The 13,893-nt window shown below is 64.9% G+C and carries 16 protein-coding genes and 1 other RNA gene; 9 read left to right on the forward strand and 8 right to left on the reverse strand.

The features are described 5' to 3' along the window. Nucleotides 1-328: 328 nt before the first annotated feature. From ABSH63_RS13875 to ABSH63_RS13885, 3 genes are read left to right on the forward strand one after another with little or no spacing between them, the layout of a single operon-like run. Nucleotides 329-766 (forward strand): DUF2924 domain-containing protein, encoded by a 438-nt coding sequence (locus ABSH63_RS13875; protein ID WP_352890512.1) that lies wholly within the window; start codon nucleotides 329-331, stop codon nucleotides 764-766. Beyond that, nucleotides 763-2,115 (forward strand): recombinase family protein, encoded by a 1,353-nt coding sequence (locus ABSH63_RS13880; protein WP_352890465.1) that lies wholly within the window; start codon nucleotides 763-765, stop codon nucleotides 2,113-2,115. The genes ABSH63_RS13875 and ABSH63_RS13880 overlap by 4 nt, the downstream gene beginning before the upstream one ends. After that, nucleotides 2,112-2,564: a hypothetical protein gene (locus ABSH63_RS13885; RefSeq protein WP_352890466.1), complete on the forward strand. Its 453-nt coding sequence runs from the start codon at nucleotides 2,112-2,114 to the stop codon at nucleotides 2,562-2,564. The genes ABSH63_RS13880 and ABSH63_RS13885 overlap by 4 nt, the downstream gene beginning before the upstream one ends. A 5-nt stretch (nucleotides 2,565-2,569) precedes the next feature. Here the strand turns inward: ABSH63_RS13885 and ABSH63_RS13890 are convergent, their stop codons facing one another. The 5 genes from ABSH63_RS13890 to smpB form a co-directional block, all read right to left on the reverse strand. Further along, complete coding sequence (locus tag ABSH63_RS13890) at nucleotides 2,570-2,797, reverse strand: hypothetical protein (protein WP_352890467.1); 228 nt, start codon at nucleotides 2,795-2,797, stop codon at nucleotides 2,570-2,572. A 3-nt stretch (nucleotides 2,798-2,800) separates the two neighbouring features. After that, the gene (locus tag ABSH63_RS13895) at nucleotides 2,801-3,145 is read right to left on the reverse strand and encodes a type II toxin-antitoxin system YafQ family toxin (RefSeq protein WP_352890468.1); all 345 of its coding nucleotides are present in this window, start codon (nucleotides 3,143-3,145) and stop codon (nucleotides 2,801-2,803) included. Next, nucleotides 3,093-3,395, reverse strand: coding sequence for a type II toxin-antitoxin system RelB/DinJ family antitoxin (locus ABSH63_RS13900; RefSeq protein ID WP_352890469.1), 303 nt, complete (start codon nucleotides 3,393-3,395; stop codon nucleotides 3,093-3,095). Before ABSH63_RS13900 ends, ABSH63_RS13895 begins: the two co-directional genes overlap by 53 nt. A 323-nt stretch (nucleotides 3,396-3,718) precedes the next feature. Continuing rightward, nucleotides 3,719-4,073, reverse strand: a transfer-messenger RNA (tmRNA) gene (ssrA, locus tag ABSH63_RS13905). 44 nt (nucleotides 4,074-4,117) lie between these two features. After that, the gene (gene smpB, locus ABSH63_RS13910; RefSeq protein WP_352890470.1) at nucleotides 4,118-4,597 is read right to left on the reverse strand and encodes an SsrA-binding protein SmpB; all 480 of its coding nucleotides are present in this window, start codon (nucleotides 4,595-4,597) and stop codon (nucleotides 4,118-4,120) included. Nucleotides 4,598-4,714: 117 nt separating this feature from the next. Here smpB and ABSH63_RS13915 point away from each other — a divergent pair, with 117 nt between their 5' ends. Then, nucleotides 4,715-6,103: a sodium-dependent transporter gene (locus tag ABSH63_RS13915; protein WP_352890471.1), complete on the forward strand. Its 1,389-nt coding sequence runs from the start codon at nucleotides 4,715-4,717 to the stop codon at nucleotides 6,101-6,103. A gap of 47 nt (nucleotides 6,104-6,150) precedes the next feature. After that, nucleotides 6,151-6,450 (forward strand): RnfH family protein, encoded by a 300-nt coding sequence (locus tag ABSH63_RS13920; RefSeq protein ID WP_352890472.1) that lies wholly within the window; start codon nucleotides 6,151-6,153, stop codon nucleotides 6,448-6,450. A gap of 8 nt (nucleotides 6,451-6,458) precedes the next feature. On the opposite strand, the gene ABSH63_RS13925 is transcribed toward ABSH63_RS13920, so the two are convergent. Then, nucleotides 6,459-6,845, reverse strand: a complete 387-nt coding sequence (locus ABSH63_RS13925; protein WP_352890473.1) for an outer membrane protein assembly factor BamE — start codon at nucleotides 6,843-6,845, stop codon at nucleotides 6,459-6,461. Between the two features lie 112 nt (nucleotides 6,846-6,957). On the opposite strand from ABSH63_RS13925, the gene fur reads away from it, so the two are divergent. Then, on the forward strand, nucleotides 6,958-7,362 hold the full coding sequence (gene fur / locus ABSH63_RS13930; protein ID WP_352890474.1) for a ferric iron uptake transcriptional regulator: 405 nt from the start codon (nucleotides 6,958-6,960) through the stop codon (nucleotides 7,360-7,362). Between the two features lie 64 nt (nucleotides 7,363-7,426). On the opposite strand, the gene recN is transcribed toward fur, so the two are convergent. Next, entirely contained in the window at nucleotides 7,427-9,103 is a 1,677-nt protein-coding gene (gene recN, locus ABSH63_RS13935) for a DNA repair protein RecN (RefSeq protein WP_352890475.1), read from the reverse strand. Nucleotides 9,104-9,118: 15 nt separating this feature from the next. Next, complete coding sequence (locus tag ABSH63_RS13940; protein WP_352890476.1) at nucleotides 9,119-10,018, reverse strand: NAD(+) kinase; 900 nt, start codon at nucleotides 10,016-10,018, stop codon at nucleotides 9,119-9,121. Nucleotides 10,019-10,147: 129 nt separating this feature from the next. On the opposite strand from ABSH63_RS13940, the gene hrcA reads away from it, so the two are divergent. From hrcA to dnaK, 3 genes are all read left to right on the forward strand, one after another. Beyond that, nucleotides 10,148-11,185: a heat-inducible transcriptional repressor HrcA gene (gene hrcA / locus ABSH63_RS13945; RefSeq protein WP_352890477.1), complete on the forward strand. Its 1,038-nt coding sequence runs from the start codon at nucleotides 10,148-10,150 to the stop codon at nucleotides 11,183-11,185. Nucleotides 11,186-11,303: 118 nt separating this feature from the next. After that, nucleotides 11,304-11,864, forward strand: coding sequence for a nucleotide exchange factor GrpE (grpE, locus tag ABSH63_RS13950; protein WP_352890478.1), 561 nt, complete (start codon nucleotides 11,304-11,306; stop codon nucleotides 11,862-11,864). A 63-nt stretch (nucleotides 11,865-11,927) separates the two neighbouring features. Continuing rightward, nucleotides 11,928-13,853 carry a molecular chaperone DnaK gene (gene dnaK / locus ABSH63_RS13955; protein ID WP_352890479.1) on the forward strand — a complete coding sequence of 642 codons (1,926 nt, stop codon included), beginning with the start codon at nucleotides 11,928-11,930 and terminating at the stop codon, nucleotides 13,851-13,853. The last annotated feature ends 40 nt before the right edge of the window (nucleotides 13,854-13,893 follow it).

The raw sequence follows: 13,893 nt of genomic DNA on the forward strand, positions 1-13,893 counted from the left end.
CCTTGGTAGCATTCCGTCACGGCGGATTCGCTCCAGAGAATTGGCTTCGACAACCGAATTCTACTGGGCAACAGCGAATCCGCCGTGCCTTCTCAGCAGCCTACTCGTGACGGATCCGGGCTAACGCGCAGCGGCGAGGCGAGAACGGCCGCCGGCGGGCCGATCACCGTCCTGGAGTTGCCCCGTTCTCGCGGACACCTGATCTTTTGAGAGAAGGAGTCCGAGATGCCCAAGAGTCGAGCGCCATACCCGGCGGATTTCCGCCAACAGATGATCGAGCTGGTGCGAGCAGGCCGCACGCCGGCCGAGCTGTCCCACCAACGGCAGTATCTCGGCCCAATTGGCCGCACTGCCATCCCTGCCGATGGCCGACCTCTGGGCGCTGTGGGATCAGCACTTTCCCCGGCGGCCCAGCCACCGCAATCGCCACTATGTGGAATCGCGTCTGGCCTACCGCATCCAGGAGAAGGCCTACGGCGCACTGCCCACCAACATCCGCAAGATGCTGGTCGAGGCCGGTGCCAAGCATTCCAAGATCAAGACCCGTGTTGGCCGCAGCGCACAGACCCTGCTGATGCCCGGCACCACGCTGATCCGGGAATGGGATGAGCGCCAGCATCGCGTCACCGTTACGCCAGATGGTCTGTACGAGCTCAACGGTCAGGTGTTCAAAAGCCTGTCGGCGGCGGCGCGCCACATCACGGGCACGCGCTGGAATGGGCCGAAGTTCTTTGGTCTGCGCGATGGCAAGGGGGATGGTCAATGAACGCACCGTTTCTTGTGCCACAGACCACACCCATGCGGCGCTGCGCGGTGTACTGCCGCGTCTCCAGCGACGAACGGCTGGACCAGTCCTTCAATTCCATCGATGCCCAGAGGGAAGCTGGGCACGCCTTCATCAAGAGCCAGAGCCACGAGGGCTGGATCGCTGTGGCCGATGATTACGACGACGGCGGTTTCTCCGGCGGCAATATGGACCGGCCTGCCTTGAAGCGCCTGATGGCGGACATCGAAGCAGGCAAGATCGACGTGGTGGTGGTCTACAAGATCGACCGGCTGTCACGCTCGCTGGCGGATTTTGCCCGGATGGTCGATGTGTTCGACCGCCACCGGGTCAGCTTCAGCGCGGTCACGCAGCAGATCAACTCGGCCACCTCGATGGGCCGGTTGATGCTCAACGTGCTGCTGTCCTTCGCCCAGTTCGAGCGCGAGGTCACCGGCGAGCGCATCCGCGACAAGATCGCGGCCAGCAAGGCCAAAGGGATGTGGATGGGCGGGCCGCTGCCGCTGGGCTACGACGTTCGGTATCGGCTGCTGGTCGTGAATGAAACGGAGGCCAAGCTGGTTCGCCGCATCTTTGACGACTTCGTCACCATGCGCTCGGCCACGCTGATGGCCAAGGCCTACGGCGCTGAAGGGGCGCTCACCAAGGGTGGCAAACCCTTCACCAAGCAGACCATCTACAAAATGCTGCACAACCGAATGTACCTGGGCGAGATCGTGCACAAGGGGCAGAGCTTCCCCGGCCAGCATCAGGCCATCGTGACGCAGGTGCAGTGGGATGCGGTGCACGCGTTGATCGCCACCGATGGGATTGAGCGGCGGCGCGAGACCAACGATCGCCAGCGGGAACCGGTGTTGTTGCGCGGCCTGCTGTTCACCGTCGATGGCGAACGGCTGGTGCCCAGCTACACGGTCAAGAAGGGCAAGACCTACCGCTACTACAGCCCGATCAAACACCGACGCTTTGGCGCATGGGCCAGCCAGCACGGGCCACTACCGGCGGCGCCCATTGAAGAATTGGTGACCCAGCAGATCGTAGCGGCGCTATCAGCACCGCACATCGTGCAGTCGGTGTGGGACCGGATGCGGCAGATTCGGCCTGATCTGACCGAACCCCAAGTGGTGCTGCCAATGCGCAATCTTGCCAGCCTATGGCGGGAACTGTTTCCAGCGGAGCAGTGCCGATTGGCGCAACTGCTGATCGAGCGCGTAGTGATTGCCGACGGTGGGCTGGAAATCATCTGGCGCGATCAGGGCTGGCAGGAACTGGTCGGTGAGTTGATGCCGGGCACCATCGGCGCGGAGTTGCAGGAGATGGAAGAAGCCGTATGAAGCCGAAAGTTCAACCACTGGGCGCAGCCATCGCCCGCGAACGCCGGGATGGCGGGCAGGTCAAGCTGTCCACCTTCATCCCGCTGAAGATCCGCAAACGCGGTGCCAGCAAAGTGGTGGTGCGGCCAGATGGGGCGGTTGAGTCGCCGGGCAAGGTCGCCACCCAGATCGACCAGCCCTTGCTGGTGGCGCTGACACGCGCGTTCTACTGGCAGCAGCTGCTCGAAGATGGGATGGTCGCCAGCGGCAGCGAGATCGCCCAGCGCGAAGGCCTGCACCACTCGACGGTCAATGAACTGCTGCGGCTGACACTGCTGGAGCCTGCCATCATCCAGGCCATCCTGGCAGGCCAGCAACCCAAGTGCATGAGCCTGCTGTGGTTCCAGCGGAACCCGCTGCCGACCGACTGGGCGGCGCAGCGGGAGGTGGTGGCGGGGTTCGACGCCTGACCGGGTTACGAGCCCTTGATCACCCGTGCCACATCACTGCGGCATTCGGCGCATTGGCCCACCAGCAGCAAGTCGCCACCCTTGATGGTGGCGCTGAAATGGGTGATCGTTGTTTCGTGACGGCAGTGGCCGCACCAGACGTTGGACAGCAGCCGCTGGCGGATGTCGGCAGGGATGGACTCCCAGCGCTGGCGGGCGGGTTTGGTGAAAGTGGGCAGTGATTCAATCGCCACGGATCACTCCTCGAACAATTCTGCGTGCGTGCCTGCCCGCACAAAGATGATGGTGTTGCCATCCAGGCGGTAAATGAGCAGGAAGTCGCCGCCGATGTGACATTCGCGGTGGTCAGCCCAATCACCCTTCAGCGGGTGATCCAGCCATTCAGGCCCCAGCGGCGCATCGTTGCCGATGAGCAGCAACATTGCCTCCTTCAGCCGCTTCAGGTCGTAGCGGCCCGAACGTGAGAGGCGTTCCCAGTCTTTGAGGAAAGTCTTGGTGTAATCGCTCGCCCTCGGCAGCGGCGCCCGCTTACTGCTGGCGGGCTTTTTGGCTTGCGCCGAAACTTGCGTTTTCGAGGTCATCGATCAGGGCGTCTGCAGACTCAAAACGGGCGGTGCGCGCCTTGGCCATGGCGCGGGCTTCTTCCATCGCCGCGCGGGTCTGGGCGTTGGGCACCTTCAACTCCAGCGGGAAGGCCTGGTCGTTCACCACGCGCTTGAGCAGGATGCGCACGGCATCAGACACCGACAGCCCCATGGCTGCCAGAGCCTCACTGGCTTGCGTCTTGATTTCGTCGTCCACCCGGACGTGCAGCATCGTGGAATGAGCCATGATCAAATCCTCCGTTTCCGCAATTATGTATCTCGATTGCGATACGGTCAAGTAACCGCTGGCGGTGCTCTGGCGGCGTTCGATGCCTGACCGGCGGCCTTGGTTGACGCTGAACCGGCACGCGTAAGTTGTTGATTTTGCGAGAGCCCCACCTGCGCCTACCCGCAGGCCAAACGGAGAACAGAGACAGCCCTGGCCAAGAAAGTGGCCGATTTCGGGCGTTTCGGCTGGTGACCACCCACAGCACAGGTGGCCGGAATCCCGCGTGGCGCGGGGATTTCAGGCAAGAAAAAGGGCCCGGAGACTTTCCGGGCCCTGGTGGTTGGTGGAGCTGGCGGGAATTGAACCCGCGTCCGCCGATTCGTAGCCCTCGGCTCTACATGCTTAGCCGGTCTTTGGTTTTCGTCGGTGGTTCCCGGATCGGCACGGAACGCCACCGCTTATCCCCTTGGAGATCTGGCGAGTCAGGCCAAGGGCGGGCCTGGTCGCGATCCGATGAGAGTCGACGTTTCGGATCTCCGGCATCGGAACCAGAGAAGGAAACGCTCGCCGGATTTAGGCGGCGAGGGCGTAGTTCGCGTCGTTCGCAACTAGCTTGTTTGCCACGGGTTTTACGAGGACGTGACGCCTCGGCATGCACCTCGGATTCCGCCACCAGCGTCGAAACCGGTCAGCCCCGAGTCTTTAGAGTTTAGCATCAGTTGGGGCCGGGTCGCGCAAGTTCAAGCGTCGTGCCGCATGATCCGTTCTTTCTGCCGTTGCCAGTCGCGCTCTTTGATGTCGGCGCGCTTGTCGTGCTGCTTTTTGCCCTTGGCGAGCCCGATCTGCAGCTTGGCGCGGCCACGGGTCCAGTGCAGGTCCAGAGGGACCAGGGTGTAGCCGGCGCGCTCCACCTTGCCGATCAGACTGGCCAGTTCGCGTCGGTGCAGCAGCAGCTTGCGCGTGCGGGTCGCGTCGGCGATCTCGTGGGTGCAGGTCTGCTTGAGCGGTGTGAAGTGGGCGCCGATCAGAAAGGCCTCGCCGTTCTTGACGGTGACGTAGGCCTCGGTGATCTGCGCACGACCAGCGCGCAGGCTCTTGACCTCCCAGCCGCGCAGCGCGAGTCCGGCCTCGTAATGGTCTTCGATGTGGTAGTCGTGACGGGCGCGGCGGTTGACGGCGATCAGGCGTGTCGGCTCGTCCTTCTTCTGCTTCTGGCTCATCCGCGGATTATAGGAGGCGGATGCCTCGCCGACACCGCTCCACTAGACTGGCATCGACGACGATGCCCGGAGAAAAGGAGCGCATATGCGGTGTGAACTCGGCAGGGGGGGCGCCGCGTGAGTATTCGCGAGAGCAGTCACGGGTATTGGTCGTCCACGCACACATTCTTGTGGGTCGCGGCCGGCGCGACGATCGGCATCAGCAACCTGACGCGCGTTCCTTATCTGATGAGCGAGTACGGCGGGGCTGCGTTCTTGCTCGCGTACTTGCTGTCTTTGTCGTTGATCGCCGCGCCGCTGCTTGCCGGCGAATGGATGCTCGGGCGCTGGGCGCGCGACGATCTGGTCGCCGGTTTCGCGCGCCTGGCGGAAGCGGCCTCGGCGAAGCGCGCCTGGACGTTGGTCGGGGGTATGGCGCTCGCTGGGTCGGTGCTGATCCTGTCGTATTACAGTGTCATCGCCGGCTGGAGCATGGCGTACACCTTCCGCGTAGCCAGCGGCGCGCTCGGCGGGCTTGGCGAGCAAGCGGCAACCGAGGTGTTCCTCGATCTGGCGCGCGATCCGGAGCGCAGCCTATCGTGGCACACCTTGTTCATGGTCATCGCCTGCGTGGTGGTCGCGCACGGCTTTCGCGAAGGCATCGAGCGTGCGGCGATGCGACTGATGCCGACTGCGGCGCTACTGCTGTTGGGGTTGGCGGGGTACGCGATCACGCAGGCCGATGTGATGCCGGCACTGCGCCGGCTGCTGCTGCCCGATTTTTCCCGGCTCGGTTGGCGCGGCCTGATCGAAGCGATGCACCAGGCCTTCTTCACGATGAGTCTGGGCATCGGCGTGATGATGAACTTGGGCGTCTACCTGCCGGTGGCAGCGCCGGTCAAGCGCCTGGCGCTGAGCATTCTGCTGATCGACGTGTGTTTCAGCCTGATCGCAGGGCTCGCCCTGTTCACGATGATTCTGGCCGCCGGTCTGCAGCCGGCGCCGGGCCTGGCGCTGATCTTCCAGGTGGTGCCGCGCAGCTTGCCGCAGACCGTCGGCGGCACGCTGTTCGGCGTCGGCTTTTTCACGACGCTGTTCATCGTCACGCTGTGTTCGGCGTCGGCGCTGCTCGAGCCGATGACACGCTACCTGATCGACCGCTTGCGCTGGACGCGCGTATTCGCGGCCGCCAGCAGCGCACTGATGATCTGGTATCTGGGGCTGGGCAGCCTGCTGTCGTTCAGCGTGATCCAGGATGCGGAGCTCGGCGGTCGCAATTTCTTCGAGTGGGTGCAGTTCATCACCGCGAGCTGGCTCGCGCCGCTGACCGGACTCTTGGTGTGCGTGTTCGTGGTCAGTATCATGCCGCGCGATCTCACGTCGGCGATGTGGGGCGAACGCGACCGCTGGCTGTACCCGGCATGGTTCTTCGCGCTGCGCTATCCCGCGCGCCTCGCCCTGATCGTGATTCTGTTGTATGCGAGCGGCCTGCTCGACGCCATGGTCGGGTTCTGGGCCGGTGATTGAGCGTGTTCTGCGTGCGATGCGTGACTTGACCGAGCGAACGAGCAGCGATGTCAGAAGGTGATCTGATCCAGATCGAAGTGGCGTATGCGCTGCCCGAGGAGCAACTGATCCTCAAAGTCGACGTCAGCCCGGGCACGACGGTCCGCGACGCGATCGAGCGCTCCGGCATCCTGCGGCGTTTTCCGCAGATCGATCTTTCGACCAGCCGAGTCGGCTGCTGGAGTCAGGTCGTCGAACTCGACAGGACTGTGCGTGCGGGCGATCGCATCGAGATCTACCGGCCGCTGATCGCCGATCCCAAGCAGATGCGCCGTGAGCGCGCGGCGCGGGCGCGCAAGCCGGACTGAGGCTTCGCTCACTCCGGCTTGAGAATCACGCCGGTTTCGCGGCTGTTGTCGCCGGCTTGGCGTTCTTGCTCGGCCGCATCGCGCTGTTCTTCGCGCAGCACGGTCTTGAGATCTGGATCTTCGAGCGCGGCATCCGTGCCCTGACGCTCGACGCCTTCCATCCGCACCAGGCGACCAGCATCGTCGAAGTGCAGGCTGACCACACGCTTGGCTTCGCGGCCGCGTGGTGACTTGTAGTAGCCGACGTAATCCCAGCGGTCTTCACGGAAAGGGCTCGCGGCCAGCGGTGTGCCCATCAGGTAGCGGACCTGCTCGCGGGTCATGCCGATTTGAAGCTGGTCGAGCTGCTTTTGCTCGATCACGTTGCCCTGACGCGTGGGCAGCTTGTAGATCATCTGACAGCCTGCAAGCGCGCAAGCGCAGGCCAGAGCGAGAACGAGGCGCATCAGTTTGCCCGCGGTCAAAGAGCGGCGATAATAGCCTAAACACATCGCGACGGATGCTGCCGTGGAAACCTCCGATCTTCGCAACGCCGGCCTGAAAGTCACGCTGCCGCGCCTCAAGATCCTCGAACTGCTGGAAAACAGCGAGCGCCGGCACATGTCCGCCGAAGACATCTACCGCAAGCTCATCGACCTCAAGGAGGACGTGGGCCTGGCCACGGTGTATCGCGTGCTCACCCAGTTCGAGGCCGCAGGGCTGGTGCGACGGCACCACTTCGAGGGCGGTTCGGCGGTTTTCGAACTCGAGCGCGGGCATCACCACGACCACATGGTCTGCCTGGAGACTGGCAGGGTCATCGAGTTCGTCAGCGAAGAGATCGAGAGGTTACAGCACGCGATCGCCGACAAGCACGGTTTCATCGTCGAGGATCACAACCTCGTTCTGTACGTACGCCCGAAGAAGAAGTAGCGCTATCTTGTCTTGAATCCCGCGGCGGGGATGCAGCGATCGGCGTCGGCGTCGGCAACGGCGGCTAGCCCGCGCGACGGAGCAGATCCTCGGCGTGTTCGAGTGCCGCGGTGGAGATCTCCACGCCACCCTGCATGCGCGCCAGCTCGCGCACGCGCTGCTCGCGTTCAAGCGGTTCGACGATGGTGAACGTGCGCCCGCCGCGGGTCTGTTTGCGGATGCCGTAGTGGTGATGCCCCTGTGCCGCGACCTGGGCGAGGTGGGTCACGCACAGCACCTGGCGCTCGCCGCCGAGCGCGCGCAGCCGCTGGCCGACGATCTCGGCGACGGCGCCGCTGATGCCGGCGTCGACTTCGTCGAAGATCATGGTGGGCGCGCCAGCGCGCTGCAGCGCGGCGACCTGGATCGCCAGCGACACGCGCGACAGTTCGCCGCCGGACGCGACCTTGGCCAGCGGCCGCGGCGGCTGGCCGGCATTGGCGGAAAAATCGAAGCGCACGCTGTCGCCACCCTGGGCCGAGACGGCGCCTTGGGCGTCGAAGTCGACGACGACCGCGAACTGGGCGTGCGGCATGCCCAGGGTGTGCACGATCGCCTCGACCGCCTTGCCGAAGCTGCGCGCGGCGGACTGGCGTGACGCGCTCAGGCTCGCGGCGGCGCGGCGATAGGCATCGAGGGCCGCGCCGCGCTCGCGCAGCAAGGCGTCCAGCCTTTCGCTGCCGTGTTCGAGTGCATCGAGGCGGGCGCGCAGGGCGCGGAGATGTTCGGGGAGTTGTGCTGGTCGCAGTCGGTGTTTGCGTGCAAGATCGTGGATCGCGCGCAGGCGCGCCTCGACCGCAGCGAGTCGATCGGGATCGAGGTCGAGCTTTTCGAGCGCCTGGCGCAGGGCTTCGGCGGCGTCCTGGACCTGCGCCATGGCGCCGTCGAGGGCGTCGCGTGCGCTGGCGAGCGCCGGTTCGAGCGCGACCAGCGCGTCGATCCGGCCGCGCGCCTGGGCAAGCTGGTCGTACAGACTCTCATCTGCGCCGTAGAGGCGCTCCTGGATGCCGCCGCCTTCCTGCAGCAGCCGCCCGGCGCCGGCCAGCCGCCGCTGCTCGACATCCAGCGCGTCGAGCTCGCCGTCGCCGAGCCGCAGGGCTTCGAGTTCATGCACCTGAAAGCGCAGGAACTCGACCTGCGCCGGATCGTCGCTGGCGGCGTTGCGCAAGGCTTCGATTTCGCGGTCCAGGGCCGCGACGTGAGCGGCGGCCGCGGCGGTTGCCTCGACGAGCTGCGAATGTCCGGCGAAGTCGTCAAGCAGTCGGCGCTGGACCTCACCGCGCAGCAGAGTCTGGCTCTCCGACTGCCCGAAGATCTCGATCAGGCATTCGCCCAGCTCGCGCAATTGCGCCGTTGTGACCGCACGACCATTGATGAAGGCACGTCCGCGCCCGCCGGTCTGCAGCACGCGGCGGATGACCAGCGCTTCGGGATCGTCGGCGTCCTCGAGCGCTTGCTCGCGCAGCCACGCGGCGGCGACGGAGCCCGGTTCGAGCTCGAACTGGGCGGTGACTTCGGCGCGCTCGGCGCCTGCGCGGATCAGGCCGGCATCCGCGCGCGTGCCAGCGACCAGCCCCAGGGCGTCGATCAGGATGGATTTGCCGGCGCCGGTCTCACCGGTCAAAACGCTGAAGCCCCCGTTCCATTCGAGGTTGACCGACTCGATCACCGCGAGATTGGAAATCGTCAATGCTCTCAGCATGTTGAAAGCGAGACATCAAGTAGAGTCGGGATTGAGCCGCGGTCCGCGGCCCCAGTGAAGTTTATCCCTCAAAATATTGAAATAACTGTAATTTTTTGGGTGTATCAGATGCAGCCTGGATTCCGCCGCGCCGACTTCCAGCGCCTCGCCGGCGCGCAGCGACATGCTGTTCTGACCATCGCAGGTGAAGGTGGCCTGCGTGGTCACGTTGCCGCGCAGCACGATGCGCACCGTCTGGCGCGCGCCGACGACGATCGGCCGGTCCGAAAGCGTGTGGGGGCAGATCGGCACCAAGGCCATGGCCTCGAGGCTGGGATGGAGTACCGGTCCGCCACCGGACAAGGCGTAAGCGGTCGAGCCGGTGGGCGAGGAGACGATGAAGCCGTCGGCTCGATGCTGGGAGATGAACTCGTCGTCGAGCCAGGTCTCGAACTCGATCATGCGGATCGCCGCCTGATTGCGGATGACGACGTCGTTGATCGCCAGAAAGCTCGCGGTGTCGGCGTTGTCGCGACGCAGGCGCGCTTGCAGCAGCAGCCGCTGTTCGCGCAGGTAGTCGCCGGCAAAGACCGCGTTCAGGGTCTCGCGGACCTCCCCTGGGGCCACGTCCACCATGAAGCCGAGCCGACCCTGGTTCACGCCGAGGATGGGCACGCCCCAGGCCGAGCCGGCGCGTGCGGCCGACAGCAAGGTGCCGTCGCCACCGACGACGACGAGCAGGTCGCAGCGCGCGGCCATGGTCTCGCGCGGGCTGCGGATGACGTCCGCGCCGCAGTCCTCGAGTCCCGGGGCATGGTGCTCGACGATGACCTCGCGGTCGAACTCACGCAGAATCCGCCACAGCTGCAACAACGTCGGCGCGACGCGGGGGTCGCCGCGTCGACCGATCAAGCCGACGGTACGGAACTCGGACATGCGCGCTGAACGAAAAAGGGGATGCGGGCCGCGGACGCCGCAGAAGTTAGCATGAAAAGTGCGTGTGACCCCGCGCCGCGTGCACCCCGGGCTATTGAAAACTGCGTACGAGTGCAGCATTTTGAGCACATGTCGCAATCCTTGGACAGGCGAGCCGCTGAGCTGCTCAAACTGCTGGTCGAGCGCTACATCGAGGATGGCGAGCCGGTCGGTTCGCGCACCCTCTCGCGCATGGCCGGTCTGGGCTTGTCGGCGGCGACAATCCGCAACGTGATGGCCGACCTCGACGAAATGGGCTTCGTCGCCTCGCCGCACACCTCGGCCGGTCGTGTGCCGACGACGCGCGGCTATCGCTACTTCGTCGACAGCTTGCTCGCGCCCGAGGCGCTCACCGCCGAGGAGCACCAACAGATCGTCGAGGAACTGCTGCCGGGCGACCGCAGCGTGCCCGATCTGGTGCAGGCGGCATCGAACGTGCTGTCACGGCTGACGCGCATGGCCGGCGTGGTCACCGTGCCGCGGCGCAATCTGGCGATCCTGCGCCGCATCGAGTTCCTGCCGCTGTCCGGAAATCGCGTACTGGCGATCCTGGTGGTCAATCAGCAGGAGGTGCAGAACCGGGTCATTCACACGGAGCGCCCCTATGGGGCCGATGAGCTGGTGCGCTATGCGAACCTGCTCAACGAGCATTTCGCCGGCCGTGACCTGGTGAGTCTGCGCAACGCGCTCGCGCAAGACGCCGGCGAAACCCAGGCGCGCATCAATCTGATGTTGCGCGACGCCGCGGCGATGGTGGAGCGGGTGCTCAGCGGTGGCGACGAGGCGGACTATGTCGTCGCCGGCAGCCCGAATCTGATGGGCTTCCAGGAGCTGGCCGACGTCAAGCGTTTGCGCGGTCTGTTCGATGCGCTGGATCGCAAGCGCGACCTGCTCAGCCTGTTCGACCAGTGCCTGCAGGCCGACGGCGTGCAGATCTTCATCGGTGACGAGTCGGGTTACCGCGTGCTCGACGAATGCAGCGTCGTGACCGCGCCCTATCGTATCGACGGTCAGGTCGCCGGCGTGCTCGGCGTGATCGGTCCGACGCGGATGTCGTATTCGCGCATCATCCCGCTGGTCCAGGAAACCGCGCGGATGCTTTCCGCGGGCTTGAACGGCGAGGTCTGAGCCCCAACTTCGGTGGGCAGGGGCGCATCCGGGGACGGACGCCGTTATCATGCGCCCCCTCGCGTGCCGGTCAGCCGGCCATTTGTGCACAGCTTCCAGCGTATCCATCAGTCATCGCATGAACGATCATCCGCACACGGGCGCAGATGCAGCGCCCGAAGCCGCGCCGCAGGACAGTGGCGAGCCTTCGGTGGCGGCGCTCAACGCCCGTATCGCCGAACTCGAAGCCGAGGCCAAGTCGGCGCGCGACGCTCAGCTACGCGCCCTGGCCGAGATGGAGAACACCCGGCGCCGTCTCGAGCGCGATGCCCAGACCAGCCTGAAGTTCGCCAACGAGAAACTCATCGGCGATCTCTTGGCGGTGTGTGACAGCCTCGAACTCGGACTCAAGGCAGCGGCCGACGCCGGTGAGGACGGCAAGGCCCTGGTCGACGGCATGCAGCTGACCTGGCGTCAGATGATGAGCGTGCTCGAAAAGCACGGGGTGAAGCAGCTCGATCCGGCCGGACAGCCGTTCAATCCCGACTTCCATCAGGCCATGACCATGGTCGAATCCACCGAGGTCGCGCCCAACCACGTGCTCAGTGTGATGCAGAAGGGCTACACCCTGCACGAGCGCCTGTTGCGGCCGGCGATGGTCGTCGTCGCCAAAGCCCCGTCCGTGGCCCCCAACCCTTGAAATCATTCTCCCCTGCGCCCACTTGAGCAGGCATCACCGAATTGAGTCGCGGAGTTCCCAGACATGAGCAAGATCATCGGCATCGACCTCGGCACCACCAATAGCTGTGTCGCCATCATGGACGGCGGCAATGTGCGCGTGATCGAGAACGCGGAAGGCGAGCGCACGACGCCTTCGATCGTGGCCTATACCGACGACGGCCAGACACTCGTCGGCCGTGCCGCCAAGCGCCAGGCGGTCACCAATCCTCACAACACGCTGTTCGCGGTCAAGCGCCTGATCGGCCGCCGCTTCGAGGATGCGGAGGTGCAAAAGGCGATCAAGCATGCGCCGTTCAAGATCGTCAAGGCCGACAACGGCGACGCCTGGGTCGAGGTCAAGGGTCAGAAGCTCGCGCCGCAGCAGATCTCGGCGCAAGTGCTGATGAAGATGAAGAAGACCGCCGAGGACTACCTCGGCCATCCGGTCACGGAAGCCGTGATCACGGTGCCGGCGTACTTCAACGATTCACAGCGTCAGGCAACCAAGGATGCCGGTCGCATCGCCGGTCTGGAGGTCAAGCGCATCATCAACGAGCCGACCGCGGCGGCACTGGCCTTCGGCCTCGACAAGGTCAAGGGCGACAAGAAGCTCGCCGTCTACGACCTCGGCGGCGGCACCTTCGACATCTCCATCATCGAAGTCGCCGACGTGGACGGCGAGAAGCAGTTCGAGGTGCTGGCCACCAACGGCGACACCTTCCTCGGTGGCGAGGACTTCGACCAGCGCGTGATCGAGTACATCGCGGCCGAGTTCCAGAAGGAGCAGGGCATCGACTTGCACAAAGATCCGCTGGCGCTGCAGCGCCTCAAGGAGGCGGCCGAGAAGGCCAAGATCGAGCTGTCGAGCACGACGCAGACCGAGATCAACCTGCCGTACATCACGGCCGACGCTTCCGGGCCGAAGCATCTGAACATGAAGCTGACGCGCGCCAAGCTTGAGTCGCTGGTCGAGGACCTGATCGAGAAGTCGCTGGAGCCGTGCCGCACCGCGCTCAAGGATGCCGGCCTCAAGCCCTCGGAGATCGACGAGGTCATCCTGGTCGGCGGTCAGACACGCATGCCCAAGGTGCAGGAGGCGGTCAAGGCCTTCTTCGGCAGGGAGCCGCGCAAGGACGTCAACCCGGACGAAGCCGTCGCCGTCGGCGCCGCCGTGCAGGGCGCCGTGCTGTCCGGCGAGCGTAAGGACGTGCTGTTGCTCGATGTGACGCCGCTGTCGCTGGGCATCGAAACCCTCGGCGGCAAGATGACCAAGCTGATCGAGAAGAACACGACGATCCCGACCAAGAAGTCGGAGACGTTCACGACTGCCGACGACAATCAGACGGCGGTGACCATCCAGGTCTATCAGGGCGAGCGCGAGATCGCCTCGGCCAACAAATTGCTCGGTCGCTTCGATTTGACCGGCATCCCGCCGGCGCCGCGCGGCGTGCCGCAGATCGAGGTCACCTTCGACATCGACGCCAACGGCATCCTGCATGTGACCGCCAAGGACAAGGCCACCGGCAAGGAGCAGTCGATCCGCATCACCGCCAACTCGGGTCTGTCCGAGGAAGAGATCAAACGGATGATCAAAGACGCCGAACTGCACGTCGAGGAAGACCGCAAGTTCGGTGAGCTGATCGCTGCTCGCAACCAGTGCGAGCAGATGATCCACGCGGTCGAAAAGTCGCTCAAGGATCTGGGCGAAGAGGTGCAGGCCGACGAGCGCAAGGCCGTGGAAGATGCGCTGGCGGCCGCCCGCGAAGCGGTCAAGGGCAATGACAAGGCCGACATCGAGGCCAAGACCGAGGCATTGACCCAGGCCTCGGCCAAGCTGATGGAGCGCGTCTATGCCAAGAAGGCTGCAGCGAGCGGCGGCAACGCCGCCGGCGATGCCGCCGGAAATGGCCATGGCAAGAACGACGACGTCGTCGACGCCGAGTTCACCGAAGTCAAGGACAAGAAGTAAGGCCGTGAGGCATCGTCAGTGAGACGTGGGACGCCGTTCC

This window comes from Sinimarinibacterium thermocellulolyticum, assembly GCF_040327995.1.
GTDB classification, from domain to species: Bacteria; Pseudomonadota; Gammaproteobacteria; order Nevskiales; family Nevskiaceae; genus Solimonas; species Solimonas thermocellulolyticum.